Annotated in this window: 22 protein-coding genes, 8 tRNA genes, 1 pseudogene and 1 riboswitch; of the genes and pseudogenes, 18 read left to right on the top strand and 13 right to left on the bottom strand. The window is 40.6% G+C overall.

Annotation, left to right across the window (positions count from 1 at the left end):
* Positions 1-4: 4 nt before the first annotated feature.
* Entirely contained in the window at positions 5-1,984 is a 1,980-nt protein-coding gene (locus E2H97_RS14045) for a TonB-dependent receptor (protein ID WP_133407715.1), read from the bottom strand.
* An 82-nt stretch (positions 1,985-2,066) separates the two neighbouring features.
* A riboswitch (cobalamin riboswitch) is annotated at positions 2,067-2,270 on the bottom strand.
* Positions 2,271-2,317: 47 nt separating this feature from the next.
* Positions 2,318-2,941: a hypothetical protein gene (locus E2H97_RS14040; RefSeq protein WP_133407714.1), complete on the bottom strand. Its 624-nt coding sequence runs from the start codon at positions 2,939-2,941 to the stop codon at positions 2,318-2,320.
* 125 nt (positions 2,942-3,066) lie between these two features.
* Here E2H97_RS14040 and E2H97_RS14035 point away from each other — a divergent pair, with 125 nt between their 5' ends.
* Entirely contained in the window at positions 3,067-4,527 is a 1,461-nt protein-coding gene (locus E2H97_RS14035) for an NAD-dependent succinate-semialdehyde dehydrogenase (RefSeq protein WP_133407713.1), read from the top strand.
* Between the two features lie 362 nt (positions 4,528-4,889).
* Here E2H97_RS14035 and E2H97_RS14030 read toward each other — a convergent pair whose 3' ends face one another.
* Positions 4,890-5,498 (bottom strand): short chain dehydrogenase, encoded by a 609-nt coding sequence (locus tag E2H97_RS14030; RefSeq protein WP_133407712.1) that lies wholly within the window; start codon positions 5,496-5,498, stop codon positions 4,890-4,892.
* A 115-nt stretch (positions 5,499-5,613) separates the two neighbouring features.
* The gene (locus E2H97_RS14025) at positions 5,614-6,315 is read right to left on the bottom strand and encodes an outer membrane beta-barrel protein (protein WP_133407711.1); all 702 of its coding nucleotides are present in this window, start codon (positions 6,313-6,315) and stop codon (positions 5,614-5,616) included.
* 166 nt (positions 6,316-6,481) lie between these two features.
* Between E2H97_RS14025 and pth the strand changes: the two genes are divergently transcribed.
* The 11 genes from pth to E2H97_RS13970 all read left to right on the top strand — a co-directional run bounded on the left by pth (position 6,482) and on the right by E2H97_RS13970 (position 10,259).
* Entirely contained in the window at positions 6,482-7,066 is a 585-nt protein-coding gene (gene pth, locus E2H97_RS14020) for an aminoacyl-tRNA hydrolase (RefSeq protein ID WP_133407710.1), read from the top strand.
* Positions 7,067-7,089: 23 nt separating this feature from the next.
* On the top strand, positions 7,090-8,181 hold the full coding sequence (gene ychF, locus E2H97_RS14015; protein WP_133407709.1) for a redox-regulated ATPase YchF: 1,092 nt from the start codon (positions 7,090-7,092) through the stop codon (positions 8,179-8,181).
* Positions 8,182-8,626: 445 nt separating this feature from the next.
* Positions 8,627-8,703, top strand: a tRNA-Met gene (locus tag E2H97_RS14010).
* Between the two features lie 33 nt (positions 8,704-8,736).
* A tRNA-Leu gene (locus tag E2H97_RS14005) sits at positions 8,737-8,821 on the top strand.
* A gap of 51 nt (positions 8,822-8,872) precedes the next feature.
* Positions 8,873-8,947 (top strand) — tRNA-Gln (locus E2H97_RS14000).
* A 28-nt stretch (positions 8,948-8,975) separates the two neighbouring features.
* Positions 8,976-9,050, top strand: a tRNA-Gln gene (locus E2H97_RS13995).
* A gap of 6 nt (positions 9,051-9,056) precedes the next feature.
* Positions 9,057-9,133, top strand: a tRNA-Met gene (locus E2H97_RS13990).
* A gap of 33 nt (positions 9,134-9,166) precedes the next feature.
* Positions 9,167-9,251, top strand: a tRNA-Leu gene (locus E2H97_RS13985).
* Between the two features lie 42 nt (positions 9,252-9,293).
* A tRNA-Gln gene (locus tag E2H97_RS13980) sits at positions 9,294-9,368 on the top strand.
* A 37-nt stretch (positions 9,369-9,405) separates the two neighbouring features.
* Positions 9,406-9,490: transfer RNA gene (locus E2H97_RS13975), tRNA-Leu, on the top strand.
* An 88-nt stretch (positions 9,491-9,578) separates the two neighbouring features.
* A complete protein-coding gene (locus E2H97_RS13970) occupies positions 9,579-10,259 on the top strand; it encodes a class I SAM-dependent methyltransferase (RefSeq protein WP_170308369.1) in 681 nt (226 codons plus the stop codon).
* Here the strand turns inward: E2H97_RS13970 and E2H97_RS13965 are convergent.
* The 3 genes from E2H97_RS13965 to hldE all read right to left on the bottom strand — a co-directional run bounded on the left by E2H97_RS13965 (position 10,245) and on the right by hldE (position 13,158).
* A complete protein-coding gene (locus tag E2H97_RS13965) occupies positions 10,245-10,703 on the bottom strand; it encodes a TetR family transcriptional regulator (RefSeq protein ID WP_133407708.1) in 459 nt (152 codons plus the stop codon). The two genes, E2H97_RS13970 and E2H97_RS13965, sit on opposite strands and share 15 nt — an antisense overlap.
* A 185-nt stretch (positions 10,704-10,888) precedes the next feature.
* Positions 10,889-11,728, bottom strand: a complete 840-nt coding sequence (locus E2H97_RS13960) for a hypothetical protein (RefSeq protein ID WP_133407707.1) — start codon at positions 11,726-11,728, stop codon at positions 10,889-10,891.
* Entirely contained in the window at positions 11,728-13,158 is a 1,431-nt protein-coding gene (hldE, locus tag E2H97_RS13955; RefSeq protein WP_133407706.1) for a bifunctional D-glycero-beta-D-manno-heptose-7-phosphate kinase/D-glycero-beta-D-manno-heptose 1-phosphate adenylyltransferase HldE, read from the bottom strand. Before hldE ends, E2H97_RS13960 begins: the two co-directional genes overlap by 1 nt.
* 103 nt (positions 13,159-13,261) lie before the next feature.
* Between hldE and E2H97_RS13950 the strand changes: the two genes are divergently transcribed.
* The 3 genes from E2H97_RS13950 to E2H97_RS13940 all read left to right on the top strand — a co-directional run bounded on the left by E2H97_RS13950 (position 13,262) and on the right by E2H97_RS13940 (position 15,499).
* Entirely contained in the window at positions 13,262-14,185 is a 924-nt protein-coding gene (locus tag E2H97_RS13950; protein ID WP_133407705.1) for an LpxL/LpxP family Kdo(2)-lipid IV(A) lauroyl/palmitoleoyl acyltransferase, read from the top strand.
* A gap of 111 nt (positions 14,186-14,296) precedes the next feature.
* Positions 14,297-14,857: an outer membrane beta-barrel protein gene (locus E2H97_RS13945; RefSeq protein WP_133407704.1), complete on the top strand. Its 561-nt coding sequence runs from the start codon at positions 14,297-14,299 to the stop codon at positions 14,855-14,857.
* A gap of 33 nt (positions 14,858-14,890) precedes the next feature.
* Positions 14,891-15,499 (top strand): outer membrane beta-barrel protein, encoded by a 609-nt coding sequence (locus E2H97_RS13940; protein ID WP_170308313.1) that lies wholly within the window; start codon positions 14,891-14,893, stop codon positions 15,497-15,499.
* Here E2H97_RS13940 and E2H97_RS13935 read toward each other — a convergent pair.
* The 4 genes and pseudogenes from E2H97_RS13935 to E2H97_RS13920 form a co-directional block, all read right to left on the bottom strand.
* On the bottom strand, positions 15,496-17,229 hold the full coding sequence (locus E2H97_RS13935; RefSeq protein WP_133407702.1) for a potassium/proton antiporter: 1,734 nt from the start codon (positions 17,227-17,229) through the stop codon (positions 15,496-15,498). The genes E2H97_RS13940 and E2H97_RS13935 overlap by 4 nt on opposite strands.
* Positions 17,230-17,308: 79 nt before the next feature.
* Positions 17,309-18,292, bottom strand: a complete 984-nt coding sequence (locus tag E2H97_RS13930; protein ID WP_133407701.1) for a cobalamin biosynthesis protein CobD/CbiB — start codon at positions 18,290-18,292, stop codon at positions 17,309-17,311.
* Between the two features lie 13 nt (positions 18,293-18,305).
* The gene (locus E2H97_RS13925) at positions 18,306-18,998 is read right to left on the bottom strand and encodes a 5'-methylthioadenosine/adenosylhomocysteine nucleosidase (protein ID WP_133407700.1); all 693 of its coding nucleotides are present in this window, start codon (positions 18,996-18,998) and stop codon (positions 18,306-18,308) included.
* 19 nt (positions 18,999-19,017) lie between these two features.
* Positions 19,018-19,382 (bottom strand): annotated as a pseudogene (locus tag E2H97_RS13920) (Hpt domain-containing protein).
* A 188-nt stretch (positions 19,383-19,570) separates the two neighbouring features.
* Between E2H97_RS13920 and E2H97_RS13915 the strand changes: the two are divergent.
* Entirely contained in the window at positions 19,571-20,476 is a 906-nt protein-coding gene (locus tag E2H97_RS13915; protein ID WP_133407698.1) for a hydrogen peroxide-inducible genes activator, read from the top strand.
* Positions 20,477-20,491: 15 nt separating this feature from the next.
* Here the strand turns inward: E2H97_RS13915 and E2H97_RS13910 are convergent, their stop codons facing one another.
* The gene (locus E2H97_RS13910; RefSeq protein WP_170308312.1) at positions 20,492-21,508 is read right to left on the bottom strand and encodes an adenylate/guanylate cyclase domain-containing protein; all 1,017 of its coding nucleotides are present in this window, start codon (positions 21,506-21,508) and stop codon (positions 20,492-20,494) included.
* A 163-nt stretch (positions 21,509-21,671) separates the two neighbouring features.
* On the bottom strand, positions 21,672-22,340 hold the full coding sequence (gene mutH / locus E2H97_RS13905; RefSeq protein ID WP_133407696.1) for a DNA mismatch repair endonuclease MutH: 669 nt from the start codon (positions 22,338-22,340) through the stop codon (positions 21,672-21,674).
* Positions 22,341-23,091: 751 nt separating this feature from the next.
* Here mutH and rppH point away from each other — a divergent pair.
* Both rppH and ptsP read left to right on the top strand, forming a co-directional pair.
* Positions 23,092-23,613 (top strand): RNA pyrophosphohydrolase, encoded by a 522-nt coding sequence (gene rppH / locus E2H97_RS13900; protein WP_133407695.1) that lies wholly within the window; start codon positions 23,092-23,094, stop codon positions 23,611-23,613.
* 47 nt (positions 23,614-23,660) lie between these two features.
* Positions 23,661-25,889: a phosphoenolpyruvate--protein phosphotransferase gene (ptsP, locus tag E2H97_RS13895; protein ID WP_133407694.1), complete on the top strand. Its 2,229-nt coding sequence runs from the start codon at positions 23,661-23,663 to the stop codon at positions 25,887-25,889.
* Positions 25,890-25,917: the final 28 nt, after the last annotated feature.

The following is a 25,917-nucleotide window of genomic DNA, read 5'->3' as shown; positions in this document are numbered from 1 at the left end:
TAGATTAGAACTGATAATTGACACTCAAATTGACATTACGGCCGTTACCAATATAAAAACCGCTACCAAATTTGCTATAAAAGCCTGAGCTTACATAAGTTTTATTCAGCAAGTTGTCACCACTCAGGGTAAATCGCCAATCGTTAAGCGTGTAATTGATTGCAGAGTTAACCAAGGTGTAACTAGGTAATTTCTTACCTAGGTTTCCGTTATCTCCTTCAAGGTAGCGCTTTCCAATAAAGTTAGCCGATAGATAAAACTGGATATTATCGGAAACATCAATTTGGCTGCTAATACGTGCGTTATTCTTCGCTACCCAAGAAAGGTGTTTACCCGTATTTTTCCCCTCAGTGAACTTGGCATCGATGTAATTGTATTCCGCGCCAAGGGTAACATTGCTGAACAGTTGCCAATTCCAATTAATACCTGCGCCATTACGGCGGGAGGCATCCGCATTAACATTGGCTCCGTTAAACCCACCTCTTCTTGGTGGTTGTGCGCTTGGATCAAATACGATTTCGTCGGTCAAGTCTAAACGGTATAAGTTTATTTTTAGGCTGTGATCACTTCCGCTGTAATTCCAACCAGCTTCATAAGACTTACCTGTTTGAGGCTTTAAACCATGCACGTTTGGAGAGGTATAAGCTTGCTCGTCCACTTTGGCGAATCTAAAGTTGGTTTCACCTCTAAGATAAAGACGATTTGACTGGTTTAATTGATAGTTAAATGCAAGCTCAACAGCAGTCGCATCCGCATTTAAATCAGTTCCATTTTTATAGATTTGCCCGTCGGTTAACTCATCTTTTACTGATGCATAGCGCCCACCGACGGTATAGCTGAGTTGTTTATTTAATGGCACTATTGCTTGGGTATAAACTCCTGACATAGTTTGGGTGTTTTTTCTATTGCGTACAGGAAAGTTTGCGCGGCCAACAGTAATGTCACTGCCTATAATCCAGTTAATCTTGCCTGCTTTGACAGGGAAATCGGCAATAAATTTTGAATACAACCCTGTTTGTTCACGTGATATCGGAAATGGATTACCAAAACTCAACCCTGTTTTTCCAGAATTGGTATAGTTTAGCTCGATATCCGTTTGCCAAATTTTGTCTAATTGCTGTCTCCAGCCACTTCGTAGAACAGTAGTGATGGTATGCCCATAATCATTGGCTAAGTGTGGCTTAGGGCTGGCTTGTCGAGGATTTTCTTTGTACTCTAGTTTGGTAAGAGCACCTGCATATAAACGGTTGTCATCCGAGTGACTAGCTTCAACAAAAAATCGTTGAGCGTCATCTTTATATTCAATTCTCGCTAACCCATTGCCAGTTTTGTTGGCATTGTGCTCTCGGTAATTGTCGCTTTTATCGTATTGACCACTTAAGTAGTAACTCCACGCATCTGTAATCTTGCCGCTGACATTCGCATTCGCCCGTTTGTGGTTCCAGCTACCGGCTAATAATTGAAGGTTACCTTGAGTAGACTGTGGTGATTTGGTGATGATGTTAATGACGCCACCGACCGCTTGATCACCATAAAGAACCCCGGCACTGCCAGATAACACCTCTATACGCTCGATTTGGTTTAATGCTATGGCATTAAGATCGGGGGCAGAAATATCAATTCTATTTAAACGTCTACCATCAACAAGCACGAGAGTATTGTTAGCGGCTTGGCTACCAGTAAACCCTCGGATTGAAAATCTAGGGCCTGAATTTGAATCTGAGACCTGAATGCCTGCTTGACCGCGCAATAAATCGGCTAGGTCTTTAGCTCCACTGGCAATGATGTTTTGATGATCAATTGTGGTAATGTTGCTGGCAATGTCCAGTTCGTGATTTAAACGTCTGCCGATTACCACAAAAATATCGAGAGGTTTATCTATTTCTGGCTCAGATTGAGCCGCCATTGTATTAGGTACGAATACACAGGCTGACAATAAAGCACAGCAGATAGAGCGATTAACTAGAGTTTTAGTTGTTCTCATTTTCACATCCAAAATTAAGAAAATGAGGCAGGACGTCACGAGCTTAAAAGCATCGCATCTCGAGATCTGCCCACCGAAATCATCGAAATCACCAATTCGGGCCGGTCTCCGGACTGAGGTTATGTTGGCAATTTTGCCAATGCAGCGAAATTACATGTTGTGTAAAAGCTTCACCATCACCGTTGCGGGGGCAGTATCGGATTTGCATGTTAGCGCACCGATTTCCCGATTATCCTTCATTAGGGCGTGCCCTAAGGTGAAGGCACCACGAAAGGTTGACTAGGATTCAGATTTTAATCAAATCCAGTTTGGAAATATAGAGGTCTACAGCGGTCAGAATAAACTATCTACAAAAGACAGATAGTTTTGGCTCGTCAAAGGTGGTTGCTTACTGTTGAACACTTTTCCACGTTGTGATTTATGCATTAAAATAAGCGTGTCATTGGTTTCTAGTACAGTAAAGTAACCAATTTCCCCTTGAGGTTTTGATACGAAGGTTTGTATTTTTCCTGTTTTAATTGTGTGAGTATTAGGCATACGGGTACAGCCTAAAATCGCATGGCTACCATTGTAACCACTGTGTGTTACATCACCCATCAGTTGAAATATCACCTCGCCTTGGCAGTTTTCCTCATAGTTTTCGGCCATACTATTTAGAAACATCTCAGGTTCAAGCTGCTTTGAGACGTTTTTAAAACCTTGGATACAAATCAACTCTTCCCATTCATTTAAATGCTGATGCTCAGGAATATACTCTGCTGAGAACATATTGGTCAGGCTTTCTCTATGCACTTTTTTCCATTTTTCAGGTAAGTTGAAATTTAATTTTTGAGAAAATATATCTAAAGTAACGGGAGTCTTGGCTGAGGTGAGGGTAGGGAATAGGGCTACAACGACCATACATGTTGTAATCATATGGATGTTTTTTTTCAGGTTGGTATTGAGCAAGCCTTTCATTTTTTAGCCCTTACTATCAAGTTTTTAATAAAACCTGTTGGTATAGTAACCAAGTTTTATGTTGCTAAAAAGAGTTAGTTGTTAAAAAATCTACAAAAATTATTTTAAATCATTGAGGAAAAGTAATGGATCAAAGTAACGCAGGGGTGTTAAAGCAGCAATGTTATATTCATGGTCGTTGGTTAGATGCCAATGATGGTGTAGAAATGCTCATTACTAATCCCTGTGACGGCAGCCCTGTCGCGACAGTACCCAGTATGGGGATGGAAGAGGTTCAATTAGCGATTAATTCTTCTGAAAAGGCGCAGAAACAATGGGCGAAGAAGTCTAGCCATGAACGCAGTCAGACGTTAATGAACTGGTATGAATTGATTTTGAAGAATCAAGATTCATTGTCAGAGCTGTTAACTTTAGAGCAAGGAAAGCCTTTGGCAGAAGCTAAGGGGGAAATTACTTATGCTGCTTCTTTTATTAAATGGTATGCCGAAGAAGCCAAGCGAGTGTCAGGTGAATTGCTTTCTCCTCCTAATACTGAAAACCGTTTGATGGTTGTAAAACAAGCGGTAGGAGTGACCGCTGCCATTACGCCATGGAATTTTCCTGCTGCGATGATCACTCGTAAAGCGGCAGCGGCTTTAGCTGCTGGGTGCAGTATGATTGTTAAACCTGCGCCAGAAACCCCGTTAACAGCATTAGCTTTAGCAGAACTGGCCGACCAAGCTGGTATTCCTGCTGGAGTATTGAACGTGGTAACGGGTGATGCGGAAATCATTGGTGAAGCTTTATGTGCTAGCCCTATTGTCAGAAAGCTATCTTTTACTGGCTCAACTCAGGTTGGCCGACTATTGATGGCAAAGTGTGCCCCAACCGTTAAAAAATTGTCATTAGAGTTAGGGGGAAATGCGCCATTTATTGTATTTGAAGATGCAGATATAGATGAAGCCGTGAAAGGTGCACTGCAAAGTAAGTTTCGTAATGCTGGACAAACCTGTGTTTGCGCGAACCGTATTTATGTACATGAGTCGGTATACCATGAATTTTCTGGAAAATTAGCCAGTTTAGTTGCGCAGTTAAAGGTCGGTTGCGGTGATGACAAAGGCGTTGATATTGGGCCGCTGATCAACCGTAAAGCTATTGATAAAGTACAAAGTCATCTCAATGATGCAATCACCAAAGGCGCAACTTTATTGGTTGGAGGAAAACAGGTGACAAAGTCGGTGAACGAGCAAGGGAACTTCTTTGAGCCTACTGTACTGACCGATGTAAACAAATCGATGCTGATTGCTAAAGAAGAAACGTTTGGTCCAATTGCGCCATTGTTTTCATTCAAAGATGAACAAGATGTCATTCAACAAGCCAATGATACTGAATTCGGACTTGCGGCTTATTTTTATGCAAAGGACATGTCTAAAATCTGGAGAGTCTCAGAAGCATTAGAGTATGGCATTGTGGGGGTTAATACAGGCTTGATATCAAACGAGGTTGCTCCGTTTGGGGGAATTAAAGCTTCAGGTTTGGGTCGAGAGGGAGGACATCAAGGTATCGAAGAATATCTTGATATCAAATACATCAATATGAAAATTTAGGGCTGCTTAGAGGGGATAGGTTCACGGTGATACAGTTTATAGATAAAGCCACATTTGTTACATTTGTATCTTGCTCTCACTCTAGAAAGCCTATCCCAAATAGTACGCGGGACTCGTGTATGGTAAATCTCATTTCCGCAACGTTCACAATTCATTTTGATGCCTTATCTGAAATTGAATTGAATAGTGGTTAAAATACATTTTTCCTTTACCTACTAGTGACGTTGCGTTTGAGAACAAAATTAGAATAGTTGTTAAGTTAATGTTAACTCTGATTTGTGTCAAGATTTTGACCAGTTGGGAAAAGTTTTTTTACACTAGATATTAATTGCTAAATTAAGTCAGTTTTATGAATCCAATGATTAGTTGTTGACGTAAGCTTTAAATACTTTACCTGTTTCAACGCCCTCAACAGATCGAACATAATACTGTGCCACTTCTTTAGCAGATATGGATCTAAAGCCTGGAAAGTAATCAGCATAAATATCTAAAGATTCTGTGAGTACAGACGGGCTTACACAATTGATACGAATGCCCTGTGGAAGTTCAAGTGCTACATGATGAACAAAATGATGAATGGCACCGCTTAGGGTGGCTGCACTAATACCTGTGGCTATTGGGTGATCGGCTATTATTCCAGTTGTTAATGTAATACTTCCATTATCGTTCAACATTTTAGCGGCTTGTTGAGCTAAATGGATTTGCCCCATGAGTCGCCCATTTATGCCAATATCCCATTGTTCGCGAGTCATTTTACTGAAAGGTGCAAATGCAACAGAGCCAGTTGCACAAATAACAGCGTCTAGATCAGTTAATTGTTCAAATGCTCTCTTAATGGAATTAGGGCAAGAGATATCGATTAAAACATCGCCTTGTGTTCTAGACGCTTTGATGATTGTATGTTTGCCTTCTAATGCAGAAACGATGGCTTTACCAATTGTGCCCGTTGCACCAATGACTAATATTTTCATAATGCTGGAGATGAGTTTTGATGAGCTAACAATAACAAAATGAGTAAGACTTTCAGTGAATAATCGTTAATGGCTGGAATAGCCTACTTTTGGCAGGCTATTCAAGTTGAAATAATTAGAAATGATATCTAAAGTTTGCTGCTAACCCTTCGTAATCTTTTGCATCACGAAACTCAAGATTTATGGACATAGCATCAGTAAATTTATATCCAGCTTGAGCGCTATAAACAAAGTTAGTTTCTTTAAAAGAACCATTTCGAATATGCTCAAAACCGATTCCCGCTTCAAGATAAAACTTTTCAAACGTTTTACCTAAATCGGTCATAAATCTTATTGCATTGGCTGAATCACGAGTAGAAATATTAACAGGGAGGGTCTCAGAAAGGTTTAGACTAGGATTTGATACGTTGATTTCGCCGTTAGCTGAGGCTTTTGCCATATTGCGAGTATAGCCACCATGGATATCTAGATAGAGACTATTTTCGAAATTAAACACCTTACCGATTTCAATACTCAACTGCTCGATTTCAAATTTACGCTTCACTTTAGATGTTCGAGTTAAGTCTCCAGTGGTTTCTGTACTTGAATTATTGAGTGTTTTTTCGGTGCTTAAATAGGAAATTGTGCCATACACAACTCCAAAATCCTTACTGACTTCGAGTTTAAACCCTTTAGGTTTTAGAGATTTGCCACTATCTGAATCTATACCGTCGATAGACATGGTTTGATAGCCAATTTCAGCATAATCTTTTATGTTGTCAGCAAAGGCTGGTGTTGAAAGGGTGAGTATTGTTGAAGCCAGAAGAAGTTTTTTCATTTGATTAGTCCATTAATTAAACGAGTTCCAATTTATTGTATTTGAAGATCGGCAAAAAGCTAGGGCGTGACCTAATTGAGTTATAAATAAACTCTCAGTTTAAAACCCTCTCACTCAGTGGTAAAATTCCCCGTTTTTGAATCTTTCACAAAGAATTAGGCAAAGAATGAGCGATATAAAACTGATCGTCGGTTTGGCAAATCCTGGTACTGAATATGAGCGCACTCGCCATAATGCTGGGGAGTGGTTTGTTCGAGAGTTAGCGAGAATAACCGGAGCCAACCTTGTCATGGACAGTAAATATTTTGGTCTAACCGCCAGAACTACTTTGCATGGTAAAGACGTTCGTTTGCTCATTCCTACTACTTTTATGAATTTAAGTGGTAAATCGGTTGGCGCATTAGCGAATTTTTATAAAATTACGCCCGAGCAAATTCTTGTGGCTCACGATGAGTTAGATATGCCTCCTGGCATTGCAAAGTTTAAGTTGGGTGGCGGTCACGGTGGTCATAATGGTTTAAAAGACATTATCGCTAGGCTTGCCAATAACAAAAATTTCTATCGACTTCGTATTGGTATTGGTCACCCAGGTCATAAAAACTTAGTCAGTAATTATGTATTGAGTAAAGCCAGCCCAACCGATCAAACATTAATGGACGCTGCGATTGATGAAGCTGTCCGTTCAACCGAAATACTGTTTAAGCAGGACATGGCAACTGCCATGCAAAGACTGCATTCGTTTAAAGCATAACGCTAAGCAAAAGGTAATTAATTATGGGATTTAAGTGCGGCATTGTTGGCCTTCCTAACGTGGGCAAGTCCACACTATTTAATGCATTGACTCAAGCAGGTATTGAAGCGGCAAACTTTCCGTTTTGTACCATTGAGCCTAATACTGGGGTGGTTCCTGTACCTGATGCACGTCTGAATGCATTGGCTGACATTGTTAATCCACAAAAAGTACTGCCAACAACTATGGAGTTTGTTGATATTGCTGGTTTGGTTGCCGGTGCGTCTAAAGGTGAAGGTCTGGGTAATAAGTTTTTAGCTAACATTCGTGAAACGGATGCAATTGGACACGTGGTTCGCTGTTTTGAGAATGACAATATTGTTCACGTTTCTGATGGTGTTGATCCTGCTCGTGATATTGAAGTGATCAATACTGAGCTAGCATTAGCTGACTTAGATAGTCTTGAGCGTGCTGTTTTACGTCAAACTAAAAAAGCTAAAGGTGGCGACAAAGACGCTAAATTTGAACTGACCGTACTTGAAAAAATGCGTCCGGTTCTCGATGAGTGCAATATGTTGCGTTCTTTAGAGCTAGAAAAAGAAGAGTTAGCCGCAGTTCGCTACCTAAACTTCTTAACCCTTAAGCCAACCATGTATATTGCAAACGTATCTGAAGATGGTTTTGAGAATAACCCACATTTGGATGCCGTTCGTAAGATTGCTGAGTCTGAAAACGCGGTAGTTGTCCCAGTTTGTGCTGCGATTGAATCAGAGCTTGCTGAAATGGATGCTGAAGAGCAGGAAGAGTTCTTGTCTGAGCTTGGCTTAGAAGAGCCGGGACTTAACCGTGTAATCAATGCAGGTTATACCCTTCTTAATCTTCACACTTACTTTACCGCAGGTGTAAAAGAAGTTCGTGCATGGACAATTCCTGTTGGTGCTCTAGCTCCACAAGCAGCTGGTGTGATCCACACTGACTTTGAACGTGGCTTTATTCGTGCTCAAGTCACTTCTTATAATGACTTCATCGAATTCAAAGGCGAGAACGGTGCTAAAGAAGCCGGAAAGCTGCGTGTTGAAGGTAAAACATACGAAGTGAAAGACGGCGACGTGATGCACTTCTTGTTTAATGTTTAAAATTATAGGGCGGGTTGAACTTTCGTGATTATTTTTGCAGCGAAAAATTGGTTATCTTATGCAAGGCAGCGTTTGTGTAGTGTGGTTATTACCAACATACAAAACTGTTGTTACTTCGTTTCCACATAAACAAACGAGAACGTAGTAAAAGTAACCAATTTACGCTGTCTTCGATGCTCTTGAGCATTTCCTGTTCTGTGTTGTGAGCTGTTCACTTAGATTACTAAGCCTTACAACTCACGCCTTGAACACGAAGTGCTCAAGCAGCACAAAATTTAATCCTGAAAGCTCAACACGCCCTACTGGAAAAACCGCTTTTTTGAGCGTCTTGCCCAAATCATGACCGTTTGATGACGTTAGGCGTATTTTTACTAAAAAAGCGGTTGACCTGCTTGGGGCGAATAAGCATAATACGCCCCGTTCCTCACGAGGAGCAAAACAAAGTGGCTATGTAGCTCAGCTGGTTAGAGCACAGCACTCATAATGCTGGGGTCGCAGGTTCAAGTCCCGCCATAGCTACCATCTTCTCTAAGATGTAAAACATAGGGACTCCGTGCGGGAGTGGTGGAATTGGTAGACACGCCAGATTTAGGTTCTGGTGCCGCAAGGTGTGAGAGTTCAAGTCTCTCCTCCCGTACCATTTAATAATTTACTTTTTGAAGGTTAAATTGTTAAATAAGCTTTCTTAGATTGGGGTATCGCCAAGCGGTAAGGCACCGGGTTTTGATCTCGGCATTCCCAGGTTCGAATCCTGGTACCCCAGCCATTTTTAAGTAAGCGCTAATATGATTTAATGGGGTATCGCCAAGCGGTAAGGCACCGGGTTTTGATCTCGGCATTCCCAGGTTCGAATCCTGGTACCCCAGCCATATTAAGGCTATGTAGCTCAGCTGGTTAGAGCACAGCACTCATAATGCTGGGGTCGCAGGTTCAAGTCCCGCCATAGCTACCATCTTCTCTAGGATGTAAAATACAGAGACTCCGTGCGGGAGTGGTGGAATTGGTAGACACGCCAGATTTAGGTTCTGGTGCCGCAAGGTGTGAGAGTTCAAGTCTCTCCTCCCGTACCATTTAATTTAGGCTGCTTGGTTTGAATTAAATAAACCCAATGTTGGGGTATCGCCAAGCGGTAAGGCACCGGGTTTTGATCTCGGCATTCCCAGGTTCGAATCCTGGTACCCCAGCCATATTTTCGTACTTTAGTAAAAGTGCAATCTTGTCTATGCGGGAGTGGTGGAATTGGTAGACACGCCAGATTTAGGTTCTGGTGCCGCAAGGTGTGAGAGTTCAAGTCTCTCCTCCCGTACCATCTTTTAAAGATTCTTAATTTCTCATCAAGCAGTTATTCATCATCTTAGTGTTATTCTTATTCTCAAGAATGCAGTTTAAGTTTTGTGATGAACGCTAAAATATCCCCTGAAACTATCGATGCTGGTCAAGCGATATACTCTAAGAAAATCTTAATGATTTATGATATTTGGGTACTTGGTATTTCCAATACTTTTATCTGGCGCTGTCCTACTAGACACCTTAGAGCTTTATTTTCTGAACATGTGAGTAACAATCATCTGGATGTCGGTGTTGGTACAGGATACTTTTTAGATAAATGTTTGAAGGCGAAAGAAAGAAGAGTTGCCTTATTGGATCTTAATCCCAATAGTTTGGCGGCAACAGCCGATAGGATCCAACGATTTTCCCCTGAAATTAATCAAGGTAATGTATTAGCGCCGATTTCATTACAGGGTGAAAAGTTCGCCTCTATCAGTATCAACTACTTGCTCCATTGCTTACCCGGAACTATGACTGAAAAATCTCAGGCATTTGGTTATTTGGCAGAACACTTAATGGCTGATGGCGTGTTGTTTGGGAGTACTATTTTAGGGCAGGGCTTGCCAAAATCGTTTTTGGCCAACAAATTGATGAGGTTTTACAACGAAAAAGGCGCTTTCAGTAATCTTGGGGATGATATGATAAGTCTGAAAGCGGGATTAAAACGTTATTTTGAAGATGTTGAAGTTCGTACAAGAGGATGTGTTGCGATATTTGTTGCACGAACTCCCAAATTAATTGCTAAGTAAACTGATGGCGGCACAACCAATCATGAACTTTATTGTTCTCTCTCCTTCTTCCCCCAGCTGACTCTTTGCTTGTTCAACACTGTTTTCTATTGCTTGAAAATGAGTGATTGATGAGTTTGCATTGCCAGATATGCTAAAAAAGAGCGTAAGTACAGCCTTAGCCTCAGATTCGCTAAAGGCTTTATTCCATGATGTTTCGAGAGTAGCAATCGTACTGAAATCGAGTGCTCCAATAAAAAGTTCTGCAATTCTGTCATCTAACTTTATCAAAAAGTCCGTTTTTTTTGGAAAGTGGTGACTGATCCCTGTGCGGCTGATCCCAGTTGCTTGAGAAAGCGTAGTGTAAGACATATTATCAAAACCAATTTCAATGATTTGTTTAAATGCCTCATCTTTAATCTGGTTGATAGTCAACTCTGTTTGAGATTTTGATCGTTTTGCCATAGACCCCTTTCCTCATTCAATAACCAACTCATGTTCTCGCACAATTAATTCGTTAGATGAGTAAATACTTTTGTCTGCTTATAAGCGAGTTTTCAGATTTATTACTGAATAACAAAGAATTGGTACTAAGTTGCATCTGAGCTTACCAAAGGGCTGTAGCTTTTGCTTTTGTATTAACGAATTGTTCAGGACGGATTCAGGCTATGATTCAATGGAAGAGCAAGTGCTTTAAGTATTGATTGTGCTTGAGTTTGATTTAACAATGCGGCGAGGGTTGGTGTTAAATAGGTGCTCAACTTGTCTCGGCGCCAAGATAAGTAATGAGGTTGATTAAAAGTGCTATGGGAGTGAAATAAGTGCCTAATGAGTGATTGAAATTCACGCTGTTCATCTTTAGATAAAGGCTGGAACTCTTGAATGATATTCTCGGCAAACTCTCGGTAGGACCCAAAGGCAATGACTTGTTCTGGGGAGTATTGTGTCAGTACATGGTGTAATAATGGAACGCTCCAATGAGAATAATCGGATTGTGAATTTATCACATTTAAATTACGTCTGTGGTACTGCTGCCAAGCAAGATGAAAGCTCTGAGTAGTATGGACACTTTGCCAAAGCGTATATAAATCGGCAAATGCTTCATGTTCAATTTTTGTCAGCCGACGTTTTAGGAGCGGATGAATGATTTGCTCGTTGTGTAGATGACCTTGCTCATGCCAAAGGTTTAGCTGTTGTTGCTGTTTTAAATTTAAAGTTATTTTTATCCCGTCTACGAAAGCATCCAGCTGAGGATCGGTTTTAACAGAGCGAAGAAAAATAACCCCTGAAACTGTGTTATCAGAAACTGGAACCACCATGGCATCTCGAAATGCCATGGATTTTTTGATATTTGAAGCCGCTATAGGTTGCTGAAGTGAAGAGGGGAGTTGCTGAATACATTGGGGAAAGTGGTCAATATTGCAGACTAACGCTTGTTTGTCGGCGATATCAACCCAATAACTGGCACTCAACAACATCCCAAGTAGCATTACTGGTTTGCCATTATGTTTTCGATGATTGCTGTAGTAGAAATACCGTCTTCAAAATTCAGTACTTTTACCTCACCACCCGCGGCCATTACCTCTTGTCCTCCAGCGATTTCCTCAACTTGATAATCACCACCTTTAACCAACAAATCAGGCAGTAGATTAGCAATTAAACGCTGAGGTGTATCTTCTGAAAATGGTACTACCCAATCAACAGCACTTAGCCCTGCCAATACTGCCATACGGCGATCTAACCCATTAATTGGGCGCTCTTCACCTTTAAGACGTTTTACAGAGTCATCCGAGTTCACGGCTACTATGAGTCTGTCACCTAAATTACGAGCTTGTGAAAGGTAGCTAACATGCCCAGCGTGAAGAATATCGAAACAACCGTTTGTCATTACGATCTTTTCTCCTTTCGCTTTGGCTTGCTTCAGTGTAGTAAGTAACTGTTCTTCACTGATCACACCTAATCCGGATTCACCTTGGTGAGTGTTTAGAGCTTCGATTAGCTCTACACGAGAAACTGTAGAAGTACCGAGCTTGCCAACCACAATACCTGCGGCGGTATTGGCAATCAAACAGGCTTGAGCTAAGTCACTTCCCGCAGCAAGACAGCTTGCTAAAGTCGAGATAACGGTATCGCCAGCGCCCGTTACGTCATAAACCTCACGCGCGACAGTTGGAATGTGTAACACGGGCTCTGTTTGGCTGACTAAAGTCATGCCTTTTTCAGAACGAGTGATCAAAATCGATTCAATCTCAAAATCTTTTAGAAGCTGTTCGGCTTTTTGCTCCAAGTCTTGCTCACTTTCAACTTTACCAACTACAGCTTCAAATTCAGACAGATTAGGCGTAATAAGGCTTGCGCCTTGGTAACGAGAAAAGTCACTACCTTTCGGATCGACAAGTACTTTAACGTTTTTTGATTTTGCTTTAGCAATAAACGAAGTGGGATCTGCAATAGCACCTTTTGCGTAGTCAGATAAAATCACAACTGAGACATCATCAAGGTGTTGTTCTGAATTGGCCATCAGTGCTTCACTGTCGTGTTCGGCAAAAGGTTCTTCAAAGTCTAAACGGATCAGTTGCTGGTGTCGGGATAATACACGCAATTTAGTGATTGTTGGTTTATCAGCGACCTTGTGCCATTGTGGGATCACTGCTTGAGCCTTGAGTACCTGAGTTAATGACTCTCCAGTTTCGTCATTGCCGATGATCCCAGCTAGCTGTACTTTTCCACCTAAACTCGCAATATTTAGTGCAACATTGGCAGCGCCACCAGGTCTGTCTTCGTTTTGATCGATTTTTACAACTGGTACTGGTGCTTCAGGAGAAATGCGGCCTGTTGGACCTGTCCAATAGCGGTCTAACATTACGTCGCCAACGACTAACACACTGGCATTTTCAAGAGCTGGAAGAGAAACCTTCATGGTGATCCGTCTATTTTTAAAATATTAATTGGGGATTTTAACCGAAATTTTTTTAGATAAGGTAAAATGTTACTCATTTTCTTATTTTTATTGTGAGTTTACCGTGGTAGAGAAGGCTGAGTTTTCTGTTCGATTACTTCATCCAAAGTTTTGGCTAGTTTGGTTTGGTGTTGCAATAGCACGCTTGACACAAGCTTTACCTTTGTCAGTTCAAATGAAATTGGGAGCTGGAATTGGTCGATTAGCCCTAAAGCTTATTGGTAAACGCGCAAAGACGGCTCAGCGAAACTTAGAATTGTGTTTCCCCGACATGCCTGAGACTGAGCGTCAGCAATTATTAATTCAAAATTTTGAAGAAACGGGCAAAGCCATTTTTGACTCAATTAATGCTTGGTGGTGGAGTGATGCTCGAGTTCAAAAGCATATGCATTTAAAAGGTGAGCATTATGTAACCGATACTATTAATAGTGGACAAGGCGTTATTTTATTTGCCGTTCATTGTTTACCGCTGGAAATGGGCGCTCGAATTATTGGGCAGTTTAATCCAGGTATTGGTGTATACAGACCTCACAATAATCCTGTAATGGAATACCTCCAAGTCAACGGCAGGCTGCGTTCTAATAAAGGCCTGATTGCCAAACGTGATATGCGAAAAATGGTTAAAAGTTTACGTAGCGCTGAAATGATTTGGTATACAGCCGATCAAGATTTTGGTCGCTCTAGTGCAGTATTTATCCCTTTCTTTAATGTTAAAGATGCGGCAACAATAACGGGTGCTACTACATTGGCAAAATTGGGAAAAGCGAAAGTTGTCCCTATGTTTGTTGAGCGTAATGAAGGAGATAGCGGTTATACCGTTGAACTTATGCCGCCACTTGAAAACTTCCCCGGAGAAAATGAAGTGGATGATGCTATTAGAGGTAACAAGATCATCGAGGAATTGATAAGTCGAAGTCCTGCTCAATGGATGTGGTTGCATCGCCGTTTTAAAACACGTCCAAACAAAGACGATCCTTCTCTATATTAATTATTCATTTTGGGGTTAATTTGTTTGAATTAACCCCAAAATAATTCCCCTTCACAATTTCTATCCTTAACTATACTTGTGTTTGACTTTTTGGTTTAGTCAGAGGCAAGGATGAAACGGATTTTAATATTATTGTTCTCGTTTATATCGTTTAACGGTATGGCTCAAATTCCTCAGCAGGCAGTTATGTCGTTTGCCGTCGGGGCTGGGTATAGTGCGGGTGAAAACTCCCGAGGTGTTGAAAATGATAAGGCTGCGGTTAGTTATGATGGCTCATATCGCTTTCAATTATTACCAGAGTGGGGGATAGAACTTGGCTACAAGCGACTTGATCCACAACTTTATACTGTGCATGTAGAAGAGGTTCTCGATAATGAAATTATTCAGGAACATATTTATAGCTACAGAGCACTGGCCACATACAGTATTCCATTTATGGACAAGCAGAGATTCGATTTAAAAGCTGGTGTTCATCAATATGATCTTGGCTATCGTTCGAAAGTTGACGGTAAAATCGTTGTTAAAGATAAATCAGCCATGTCTTATTATGCCGCAGCAAATTGGGTTTATCGGTTTGATATTGGTATAGAACTAGGCGTAGGCTATGACTTCCAACAGATAGACGTTATCAGAGTACAAACTTTCAGCTTAGTCATTGGCTATAGTATTTAATTACTGCAATTGGTGTAAACAAGGATGTTAAATATGAACAAGTTTCTATTAGCCATAGTATTAATGGCTTTGCCCCTTTCTACTTTAGCGGAAGAGCAGTTACAAGATAGACCTCATTACATTTCTACATCGGCATCATTTGCCCTTAGTCACGACAAGTCTGGGTATGACTTTAAAAGTGATGACTTCATGATTGGGCTTGATGTGTTCTATAGTTATCACTTCAACAACGAATGGGCCGTTGAACTGGGTTTTAGAGCCGTTGCTCCTGAACCATTCGTCACCATATTTACCGCGCCGTTTGAGCCAGATTTAATTCTTGATGATGCAAAGTCATTTCGCTTAGTGGCTAACTATGGCTGGCAACTCAATAAGCGTCACTCGATTATTTATAAGTTAGGTGCTCAGTTTTATGACGTGAACTATATTCATCAAACTTATAAAAGCTCGACTAAAGATGGCAAAACGACGATTACAGCGATTAAAGATCATCGCTCAACAGATGGTGTTTCTGTATTTGCCGGCGTAGGTTGGAGAATGCACTTTGACTCAGGTTGGGAGTTAGGTGTGAGTTATGACTTTCAACCTATGGATGTGATTAATGTTCAAACTTTAAACCTTGATTTTGGTTATCGTTTTTAGACCTGTTTAGGCAATTGTATCCCTACGCGAGTGATTTTACCTTCTTGCATTTCAGCAACAATCCAGCGTAGGGATTGCCATTTAAACTGATCTCCAATTACAGGAGTTTCACCGACCTTCTCATTAAATAAGTCTTGAACTTTTTTGTGCTGTTCTTCTTCTGAAAGAGAGATAGCGTACATCGGCGCCAAATGAATGAGTGGTGTTTGTGGCTCAATAAAGAAGTCTCCTAAGAATCTTGTTGGCGTAATCCCAATTTCAGTTTCTGGGGCTTGGCTGAATAGCTCACTTAAGGCATCAAGGTTCACCTCTTTTGCCAAAACACAAAGAATGTCATCAGCCTTTAATTCCGTTTTCCCCGATGGATGAAGCATTTTTTGATTTCTAAATACGGCGATAACACGAGTGCCATCAGGCATATTTAAAGCTTTCAGTGGTTCACCAATGCACCATTTATGGTTGCCTAACTTATATACAAAGACTTCCCAGTCGCTCTTGGGGTAGATCTCAATACCTGAACGTGAAATGGGCTCTGGTTTAGGAGGTAACAGGACTTTCGCTAATTTTGCCGCAAAACTGAGTGTTGAACCCTGTACTAATAGCGATACTAAAACGACAAAAAATGCCACATTAAAATAAAGTTGTGCATTGGGTAATCCTGCCATCATAGGGTAAACGGCAAGGATAATAGGTACAGCGCCTCTAAGCCCTACCCAAGAAATGAACCAGCGTTGGCGCTTACTGAAGTGTTTAAAGGGTAATAAACTCAGCCAAACCGATATTGGTCTTCCGATCAGAATCATACCAAAAGCAAGTAACAGACTTGGGATGATAATCCCTGTTAAAGACGAAGGTGTAAGCAGTAACCCTAAAATTAAAAACATGCCAATTTGACTCATCCATGTGACACCATCTAAAACGGCTAAAATGGTATGACGCCCTCGAGTTGGATGATTGCCTAACCAAACGCCTGCTAAATATATCGATAAAATGCCACTACCGCCCAAACTGTTGCTAATAGCATAAATCAGAAGCCCACCGCTGAGCACTAATATGGCATAGAGTCCTTCATCTAACTTCATGCGGTTGATAAGTTGCCATAGCAGCCAACCACCACCCAAACCTAGGCAAATTCCAATACTAAAATGCTGAATAAAATGCCAAATGAGCATAAAGCCTGAGGCATTAATTTGAGACATTGAGATTAAACTGATCAGAGTTACGGTAAGGAATACCGCCATGGGATCATTACTACCAGATTCAATTTCAAGGGTAGCCTCAACACGTTCATTGATGCTGCGGCCTTTCATCAATGAAAATACCACTGCGGCATCGGTTGAGCCTACAATCGCACCCAATAGTAGCCCTTGCATTAAAGACAGATTGAAAAGCCAAGTTGCCATCAGCCCTGTGATAATGGTGGTTAAGGCAACGCCTAATGTGGCAAGAGATAAAGCTGGACCAAGAGCGACTTTAAAGCTGCTGGCTCGGGTTCTAAGGCCGCCATCGAGCAATATAATAGCTAAAGCCAAGTTACTGGCGAGATAGGCGAGAGAAAAGTCGTCAAAGACTATACCGCCAATACCGTCGACACCCGCGAAGATACCTACAGCTAAAAAGACTAAAAGAATGGGAACACCGAGACGAGAAGATACTGGGCTGAGTAGCACACTGATTGCGATTAAAATAGCGCAAATTAGAAAAAAATTATTTATCCACTCAGCACTCAAATCCCTATCTCCTTAGAAATTTCACCAATCTAAACGCTATAAACCATAGCATAGAGAGCACTCTGTTTTGTCGTGTTTTTTATCTTATTGCAAAATCAAAAAAAGGAAACAGCACCGTAATAGCTAGAGTCAGGGCTATAGTGAAAAATTGGAACTGACTTATCTTTTGGTTTATTAACACAATATGCTCAGCTGTTGGTGGTTTTCCATATTGATATTTGGGTTGCTGTACTTTAATACCATCAAATAATTGAGGGCCGCCGAGCTCGATACCAAATTTAAAGGCTATTATGCGGTAACTCACTAATGCTGTTGTAAATGATTGAGGCGAAAAAGCAGTATTTACCCAAAGTGAGAAGCCTTTACAACCAGCTGAAATAGCAAAAAAAGCTGAGAATAATAACTTCGGAAAGAAATTTAATATCGCTAATACCGTATGCAAGTAACTGTTAAAACCGTTGAATCTAGGGGCAATATTAGGCCATGCTTCATCTAATTGCTGCAGCATTTTATACACTAAAACTAAAGGTGCACCACCAAGTAAAAAGGCAAGTATCACGCCAGTAAAGTTAGTTTGTGTAACGGATATAGTGGTTTCGATAGTAGCTTTGTTGATACCAAGAGTTGTTAAGGAGGAAGTATCTCGACTTGTCCAATCGGCTAAAACCATACGGGCTTTGTGCTTTTCCTGTTGATGACTCAGCTGTGCAATTCTATTGCTGTCTTTTATTAGCCGACTGTCCTGTAAGCATAAGTACAAGATCAAGAATTCAAAGAACCAAGGGTAATAAGCTAAAGCAATAAAAAAATAAATGAGCAGTGCAAAAGGCAAGGTAAGCAGTAGTACTGATAGAAAACCAGCAATTTTTCTTTGACTTATCGCCCGTTGTGGGTGATTAACATGAACCGCAAATTGTTTTGCAAGTCGAGCAAATAAAAATAGAGGTTGTTGTTGACGGTATAACGGAATGAAGTGAGCCATTATCAAAGCAGCAAGTAAGATTGCTGCTTGTTGATAATAAGCTAGGTTGTGTTCTAGAAGATGTACTAGTGCATCCTGCATTCTTCAAGTTTACTTATAGATATTCCGTTAACGCCAGTACCATTAGCGCAGAATGGTGACCTGCCTTAATAATATACGAATCAAAATCTACAGCTGAGTCATCATTAGCATTATCCGATAGCGAACGTATCACAACGAATGGCTTTTTAAATTGATAACACACTTGCGCTACGGCAGCGGCTTCCATTTCACAAGCGGCCATCGTTGGGAAGTTAGATAGCATCACTTTTGCGCGCTCAGGATTATTGATAAAGCTGTCACCAGAGCAAATCAAACCTTCAATTGCCTTCACTTCACCAATCTTATCAATGGCTTTACTGGCGGCATCAACCAAAGTTGGGTGAGGTAAATAGGCTGCAGGATGTTGAGGCACTTGTCCTATTTCATAACCAAAAGCGGTAACGTCGACATCGTGATGACGGACTTCGTTTGAAATCACAATATCACCAATAGCTAGCTCTTTTGCGAAACCGCCAGCAGAACCCGTATTGATAATGTATTCAGGGTTATACTCTTGAATAAGTATGGTTGTAGCGATACTCGCAGTTACTTTACCAATACCTGAACGCGTAACAATAAGCTGATGCTCACCATATTCGCCGGATACGAATTCAATACCTGCAATGGTTTTAGTTTGTGGATTTTGTATAGACTTAATTAAGTGAACAACTTCCGGCTCCATTGCGCCGATCACACCAATTTTCATATCTTTTTTGCCTTAGGGGTTACGCTTTTGATTCTAAATATTTTTTAGCATTTGAAGATCATCTGCTGCATGTTTAAGGATCAGGGCTAACCAAGCCTCTTTTTCTTGTTCCCAAATGGCCTCTTCACCATGTTGAAGCTTCTGTGCCGTTTGCTGGATGCGCTTTAGCCCCACAGAGCCCGCGGCTCCTTTGAACTTATGTGCTTCAGAACACAAAATGTCTTTGTCTTTAGACTCATCAGCTTTAACAAGGTTGTCCAAATATTCTGGGAGTAATTGTTCGAACAAAACAACACTTTTTAGTAAGGTAGTCGCGCCAATGGCATTACAATATTGCTCTAATGTATTTAGATCCAAAATGGTGTCTAAGTCCGCTGCTGCCATCCTGCTACCTCTTTCAAAATTTCAACGGTTGAGTGAAAAACAACCTTAGTGGTTATGCTAATGATTGCTTTCCTTGAATAAATTGGTACATCATACCCAGTATGCCTTGCTGTGAAAAGCGAAACCAGTATTTCAGTCGGTTAAGCATCAAGATTTACGAAAGTAGATAACAAGTCGAGATCATTTTTATGAAAAATTTACCAAGTTTGAAAAACTTGCATTACCTTATCCACTTACATCGTGAGCAAAATTTTAACCGTGCAGCCAAAGCGTGCTTTGTCAGTCAGTCAACCTTGTCGACGGGTATCCAAAACCTTGAAGAATTACTTGGTCAACAACTGATTGAACGAGACAATAAATCGTTTATGTTTACTGCGACAGGTGAAGAAGTCGTTGCAAGAGCTCAGCAAGTGTTAACCGATGTTACCGATTTAGTCGACTTGGTTCAGCAGCAAGGAGAGCCGATGACCGGAGAGGTTAGACTTGGCTGTATTCCGACCATTGCGCCTTTTCTACTAGGGCGGTTAGTCAGTCAATGTCAGCAAAAATATCCCGATTTGAATCTACAAATAAAAGAAGACACCACGGAGCAGTTATTATTGGCGCTTGGTGAGGGAAAACTGGATTTACTCATTTTGGCATTGCCCGTAGAAACTCATGGTTTTCATACTAAAAAAGTTGGTATTGACCCGTTTAAAATGATTGTACACAAACAATACGCAGAAGGTCTAAAAGAGCCTGTCGATTATCGCAGTTTACCTGAAAATAGCATCTTCTTATTGCAGCAAGAGCACTGTATTACCGGTCACGCTATCAGTGCTTGTAAGTTACAAGACAATCGCAAGGTTCACCCATTTTCCGCCACTAGCCTCCATACTTTGGTACAGATGGTTAATTGCAAATTGGGAGCAACCTTCTTGCCTCAAATGGCGATTGATAGTGGAATATTACAAGGCACAGAGCTTGAAGCATTAAACCCACCGGGAGAAACACCATACCGTGATATTGGCATTGTATGGCGTCAAACCTCTAGCAGACTTCAAACATTCATCGGTATTGGTCAAGAAGTTGAGGCATTGTTAGAGATAAGATAAGGTCTCTATAGTTGTTTACTCTTTCTTTTTCTTTGTAACTCCAAAGAGTTGCGTTGAATGTTGTTTACCCTTGAGTTTATGTTGACCAAGATCTTGGATATCAAATTCCGATTGCTCCTTATCCAGCCTAAGTGCCGTAGCGGAAGAAATGATCAGCTCTTGTTTTAGTGTGCTGCACTGATCTTGTAACCGAGAAAGTGTATTGAGTACATCACTAAAAAAGCTGATCTCTCGTTTTTGTACCCCTACAACAGCAGTGACAACCTGACCACAATGAATAGCGGCTTTAAACTCAGGAACAAAGCCATATTTTTTCTTGAAGTGAGCGCTATGCCATTTCAGTATTTGATTGAACTCAAAATATAAATGCAGGCAACGTTCTTCCTCAATTCCACGTTCAACTTGCCAATGAAGAAATACGCCATCACCCATATAACGATAGATTTCGGCGCCATTGTTACTTACGGGTTCATTCAGCAGTTTGAAACAGTCTTGAATTAAGCAACTGAAACGATAATCCCCCAGTTTTTCAGCGATCATCGTTGAATTAGACATGTCTAAAAACATAAATAAACGCTGTTCGTATAACGGTCGATGATATTTGCCGATGGCAATATTCAGTAGCTCTCTTGTGCCAACCAATAATCCCATTTGTTCAACAAACGCGAGACTGATCCGAACAAAAATAAGGTAAACCAAAAATAGTTTGAATGAATCACTATAGAGAATGCCTATCGCATCAATTTCCCAAAGAGTGATGTGATGATTTTTGATCCCCCACAGTTCTAAATATTGGAAGAAGCGTCCAATGGTGATTGCGGCGGCCAATAAAATGATGCCTTTGACAAATAAAGATACGATATAAGGCAGACGGTAGATGAAACTGTAATCCACAATGAGATTGGATAACCAGTGTAAACAGCCAAAGATCAGCCCTACACACAGGGCAAGAATTTGAAGATCCATGACGCTATTGGCCCATATGGGAAAGCCTGCATTATGGGAATAGCGGAAAAAAATAAATACTGACATCGCTACTATCCAAGAGATAACAGCAAAGGAAAGCTTTTTCAGTTGATGATCTAATCGCACAGATCAAAGTTCACTCAGTTGAATGGCAGCGCAGTCTATTCAAGAATATGGCTCTAAATCCACCCTGATAAGTGATGTTCGTCACGGTGTTGGGATAATTTTTTTAACGACTAAACATTTTTGCGAGAATTTGTGAGGTAAATTGGGTTTTAAGATAAAAACCACGAGGATTTGTTAATTTAATGCTGCCATCTTCAGTGATACTTTCTGTTAATGCGCGACTATTGGCGGCCTTAGGTCTAAGTTGTAGTACTTCTCCATGACGAGCTGTAATAGATTCAACTTGACCCAAAGCAATCAACTCCATGATTTCTTCCCAGTCCTGTTGAAGTAGCTTTAATTCAACTGGATCGGGTCGCCACAAAAATGGAGTTCCGATTCGACGCTCTGCGACAGGAATATCGCGTTCACCTTCTATTGGAACCCATAACACTTGTTGCAGTTTGTGAAAAACTAAGCTGTCAAAAAAGTTCAGGTTATTCACATTCATCAATGGAGTCGTTGTGACAAATGTGGTTTCTAAAGGTTTTCCATAACGATTTATTGGGATGGTTTTTAGCTCCACGCCAAGGTGAAGAAAGTCTTGTTGAGCTTTAGAACCCGCATCTGCACCGAGTTCAATTTCAATGAGCTGCCCAATCCAGCCTTTATCTCGCTTTAGATCTTTTGGAACGGGTAGTTGATTTAGCTTTGCTAGCTCCTCTAAATTGAGTCCAGCCATGGCATCAGCTCTTAGTAAAAGTTCATCTAGCGATTTAGGTTTAGATTTCATTGAGAGAAAAATGCTTCATGGTTCATGTAAATAGTGTACCAACTTAAACATATTCGTGATACTTGAAGGTGCATACTTCAAGTATCACGAGAATACATGTCTATGGGTGGTTAAAAAATGAGCTGGCATAGGCGTGCTATTCCAATTATTTTATTAATGACCCTAAAAGGATGAATCTAAAAGGGCTTAAAGCATCTGTATTAGCAAAGAGACAAAGTTATACCTGTTACTCCAGTATTACCCTATGTCTTTTCACAATGTTATCCACAGATTACTGGGATAACTCAAGTCTATAGACCATCAAAATGGTTTGGTCAATGAAAAATTGGTGCTAATTCGAGCATTAGAGAACAAAATTATATTTTTCTTGTGTATAAAATTAGTTAGCTAAAAGCTCGAATTTGTGAGTAACTTGAGGTGGTTGTTTTTTGTTCTGTCACTATGGCTAGTATATAGTGATAGGGTTTGCTTTTGTTTTAGTTATTGATAAATAGTGTTTTATTTGTTTTTTTGCCTTTGGTCTTAGTTCTACGTCATATAAAATTATGGAGAATTAATCACAGTTTTCAATAGTTGCGAACAGGGATATCCACAGCTTTTGTGGATAAAAATAAAGTTCAGTAAAAATTAATGTTGATAACTGTAACGTTTTCTATTGGTTATCCAAGATTAATAACAATGGCTAAATTTGCTGGAATCCTTACTTTATGAAACAATCAGTTTATATATTTGCAAAATATTTGGAGTCCATGTGATTGATAGTGACGGCTTTCGTGAAAATGTAGGCATCATTATCTGTAATAAATTCGGTCAGGTTATGTGGGCGAGAAGGTTTGGGCAACACTCATGGCAATTTCCACAAGGCGGTGTCGATGATGGCGAAACCCCTGAACAAGCAATGTATAGAGAATTGTATGAAGAAGTGGGGCTTAAACCTGAGCATGTGACAATCTTATCATCAAGTCGATCTTGGTTGCGATATCGTCTACCCAAGCGCTTGATTAGACAAGATAGTAAACCTGTTTGTATCGGACAAAAACAGAAGTGGTTTTTATTACAATTAAAAAGCCATGAAAAAGCCATTAACCTGAATGCATCTGGTCATCCTGAATTTGATCACTGGCGCTGGGTTAGTTATTGGTATCCGGTAAGGCAAGTCGTGTCCTTTAAACGAGATGTATATCGGAAGGTAATGAAAGAGTTCGCCCCAATAGTACTTGCAATGCAGCAAAGGGATTTTAGTGGCGGACGAAAGAGGTATAAAAAACGTTAGGAACTGATTATTTAGACCACAGTATCTCATAAAAAAGGAGGCAGCCGTTGTTAACTACGCTAAAAAAAATTAGTCAATCAATGGCTGCGGCTGCAAACTATGAACAAGCTTTAAAGGTGCTGGTGACAGGCACTAAAGAAGCCATGCTCACACAATGCTGTTCTATTTTTATTCTTGAAAATCAAAAGCTGGTTTTATCTGCCACTGACGGTTTACAGAAATCGGCCGTTGGAAAAGTTAAAGTCCCTGTCTCAGAAGGCTTAATTGGCTTAACTGTACAGCGTGAAGAACCACTTAATTTAGCCAACGCTCAAAGTCACCCTAATTTTAAAGGTTACCCAGAGGTGATGGAAGAAGACTATAAAGCGCTTCTTTCTGTTCCCATTATTCATCGCAAGCAGGTCCTTGGTGTTATTACCGTTCAGCAACAACAATCTCGCCAGTTCACAGAAAATGAAGAAGCGTTTTTAGTGACGTTAGCTGCGCAGGTCTCTTTAGCAATAGGTGGACTGCAGCAAAAAGAAAAAGTTAATAAAAAGCGCAGCCTAGTCATACTCCAAGGGTTATCAGCCTCTTCTGGTATCGCCATTGCTCCAGCTGTGGTAATGGGGGGGCAGATTACCTTAGAGCAACAGGATGAAGTAAGCAATGATACTAACTTTGAATATGAACGCTTACATTTAGCGATTACACAAACTCGAACCATGCTGGATGAGCTAGCTCAACGTTTTGATCAAGCCCAGCAACAAGATTTAGTATCGATTTTTTCAGCGTTACAGTTATTACTGGACGACAATAGCTTAGGCGGTGAGTTTGAGAAAGAAGTTCAGCTTGGTTGGAAAGCGGAATCGGCAGTAAGCCGAGTTTCTCTAAGGTTTATTAAACAGTTTTCTGAGATGGAAGATCCATACCTTAAAGAACGTGCAAACGATGTTCGAGATTTAGGTCAAAGAGTGCTCAGACATTTAATAGAACCTAATCGTTTACAGATGGAGTTTGATGAACCTGTTATCCTTGTTACCCGTGATGCGGATGCAACCATACTGGCTGAATTTCCTCAAGATAAGCTGGCTGGCATAGTCACTGAATTTGGTGGTGTTAACTCTCATGCAAGTATTATGGCGCGAGCATTAGGTATACCAGCCGTTGTGGGTGTCGATAAATTATTACTGGCGGACTTAACGGATAAAAAACTGATCTTAAATGCCCATAGAGGCATGTTATTGGTTTCTCCAACTCGATCAGTAGTTAAAGAATATCAGGCTTTAATTAAGGCCGAGCGAGCTCAAGAGCGTCGTTATCGTAAAGAAATGAGCGAGCCAACAGTCACGTTAGACGGACATAAAGCTAATTTGTATGTGAATGCAGGGTTATTAGGTGGCATTCAAAACGAAGTGGTTAATGAAGCTGATGGTATTGGCTTGTATCGTACTGAAGTTGCTTTCATGCTTCAGCCGCATTTCCCTAGTGAGATTGAGCAAATCAAGCTTTATGCTGAAGTGTTGCAATCAATGCCTAATCGTCCCGTAGTGATGAGAACCTTAGACGTTGGTGGTGACAAAGCTTTACCTTATTTTCCCATCAATGAAGTTAATCCTTGTCTCGGTTGGCGAGGAATACGTTTATCGTTAGATCATCCTGACTTATTACTCATCCAACTGCGAGCTATGATTCAAGCTGATCATGGTCAACAACAGCTGCAAATCTTACTGCCTATGGTCAGTCAGTTAGATGAGATTGATCGTGCATTAGGGTACATAAATAAAGCGCATCAAGAAATTGAAAGTGAATTAGATAAAAGTATTCCAAAACCCAAAGTTGGAGTCATGATTGAAGTGCCAAGTTTGGTTTACCAGCTGGATCAAGTAGCACAAAGAGTCGACTTTGTTTCAGTAGGCAGTAATGACTTAACTCAGTATTTATTAGCTGTCGATCGTAACAACCCAAGAGTCAGTGAGCTATATGATAGTTACCATCCAGGGGTTTTACGTGCACTACAGCGAATTATGCTGGATTGTCGTCAACACCAGCTAGATGTCAGTGTATGTGGTGAACTAGCCAGCGAACCGATGGGAGCAGCGTTGTTGCTTGCCATGGGGTGTAACAAGCTCAGTATGAACCACGGCAATATCCCCAAAGTTAATTATGTACTGAGAAGGGTTAAGCTCTCAGAGCTTAAGCAAATTTTATCTAAGTTATTAAGTTTGGACAGTGGTCTTGATGTTAGGACGTCGCTTGAGTCTTACTTTGAACAGCAAAATATAAAAGTTAGCTGAGCAATACAAGAAGGGCTTAGCTCTCAAA

The sequence above is a fragment of the Parashewanella tropica genome (assembly GCF_004358445.1).
Lineage (GTDB): Bacteria > Pseudomonadota > Gammaproteobacteria > Enterobacterales > Shewanellaceae > Parashewanella > Parashewanella tropica.
The sequence above is the reverse complement of the archived record's forward strand: the minus strand, read 5'-3'. Positions and strand labels throughout refer to the sequence as shown.

What these genes read in the sequence shown, in the direction of transcription:
- E2H97_RS13930 (WP_133407701.1), bottom strand. Translation starts at nt 18,292, where the DNA reads ATGCAGGATGCACTAGTACATCTTCTAGAACACAACCTAGCTTATTAT.
- E2H97_RS13970 (WP_170308369.1), top strand. Translation starts at nt 9,579, where the DNA reads ATGAACGCTAAAATATCCCCTGAAACTATCGATGCTGGTCAAGCGATA.
- mutH (WP_133407696.1), bottom strand. Translation starts at nt 22,340, where the DNA reads ATGAAATCTAAACCTAAATCGCTAGATGAACTTTTACTAAGAGCTGAT.
- E2H97_RS13915 (WP_133407698.1), top strand. Translation starts at nt 19,571, where the DNA reads ATGAAAAATTTACCAAGTTTGAAAAACTTGCATTACCTTATCCACTTA.
- E2H97_RS13945 (WP_133407704.1), top strand. Translation starts at nt 14,297, where the DNA reads ATGAAACGGATTTTAATATTATTGTTCTCGTTTATATCGTTTAACGGT.
- E2H97_RS14045 (WP_133407715.1), bottom strand. Translation starts at nt 1,984, where the DNA reads ATGAGAACAACTAAAACTCTAGTTAATCGCTCTATCTGCTGTGCTTTA.
- ychF (WP_133407709.1), top strand. Translation starts at nt 7,090, where the DNA reads ATGGGATTTAAGTGCGGCATTGTTGGCCTTCCTAACGTGGGCAAGTCC.
- pth (WP_133407710.1), top strand. Translation starts at nt 6,482, where the DNA reads ATGAGCGATATAAAACTGATCGTCGGTTTGGCAAATCCTGGTACTGAA.
- E2H97_RS14040 (WP_133407714.1), bottom strand. Translation starts at nt 2,941, where the DNA reads ATGAAAGGCTTGCTCAATACCAACCTGAAAAAAAACATCCATATGATT.
- E2H97_RS13940 (WP_170308313.1), top strand. Translation starts at nt 14,891, where the DNA reads ATGAACAAGTTTCTATTAGCCATAGTATTAATGGCTTTGCCCCTTTCT.
- E2H97_RS13910 (WP_170308312.1), bottom strand. Translation starts at nt 21,508, where the DNA reads ATGTCAGTATTTATTTTTTTCCGCTATTCCCATAATGCAGGCTTTCCC.
- E2H97_RS14030 (WP_133407712.1), bottom strand. Translation starts at nt 5,498, where the DNA reads ATGAAAATATTAGTCATTGGTGCAACGGGCACAATTGGTAAAGCCATC.
- E2H97_RS13960 (WP_133407707.1), bottom strand. Translation starts at nt 11,728, where the DNA reads ATGCTACTTGGGATGTTGTTGAGTGCCAGTTATTGGGTTGATATCGCC.
- E2H97_RS13925 (WP_133407700.1), bottom strand. Translation starts at nt 18,998, where the DNA reads ATGAAAATTGGTGTGATCGGCGCAATGGAGCCGGAAGTTGTTCACTTA.
- E2H97_RS14035 (WP_133407713.1), top strand. Translation starts at nt 3,067, where the DNA reads ATGGATCAAAGTAACGCAGGGGTGTTAAAGCAGCAATGTTATATTCAT.
- E2H97_RS14025 (WP_133407711.1), bottom strand. Translation starts at nt 6,315, where the DNA reads ATGAAAAAACTTCTTCTGGCTTCAACAATACTCACCCTTTCAACACCA.
- hldE (WP_133407706.1), bottom strand. Translation starts at nt 13,158, where the DNA reads ATGAAGGTTTCTCTTCCAGCTCTTGAAAATGCCAGTGTGTTAGTCGTT.
- E2H97_RS13965 (WP_133407708.1), bottom strand. Translation starts at nt 10,703, where the DNA reads ATGGCAAAACGATCAAAATCTCAAACAGAGTTGACTATCAACCAGATT.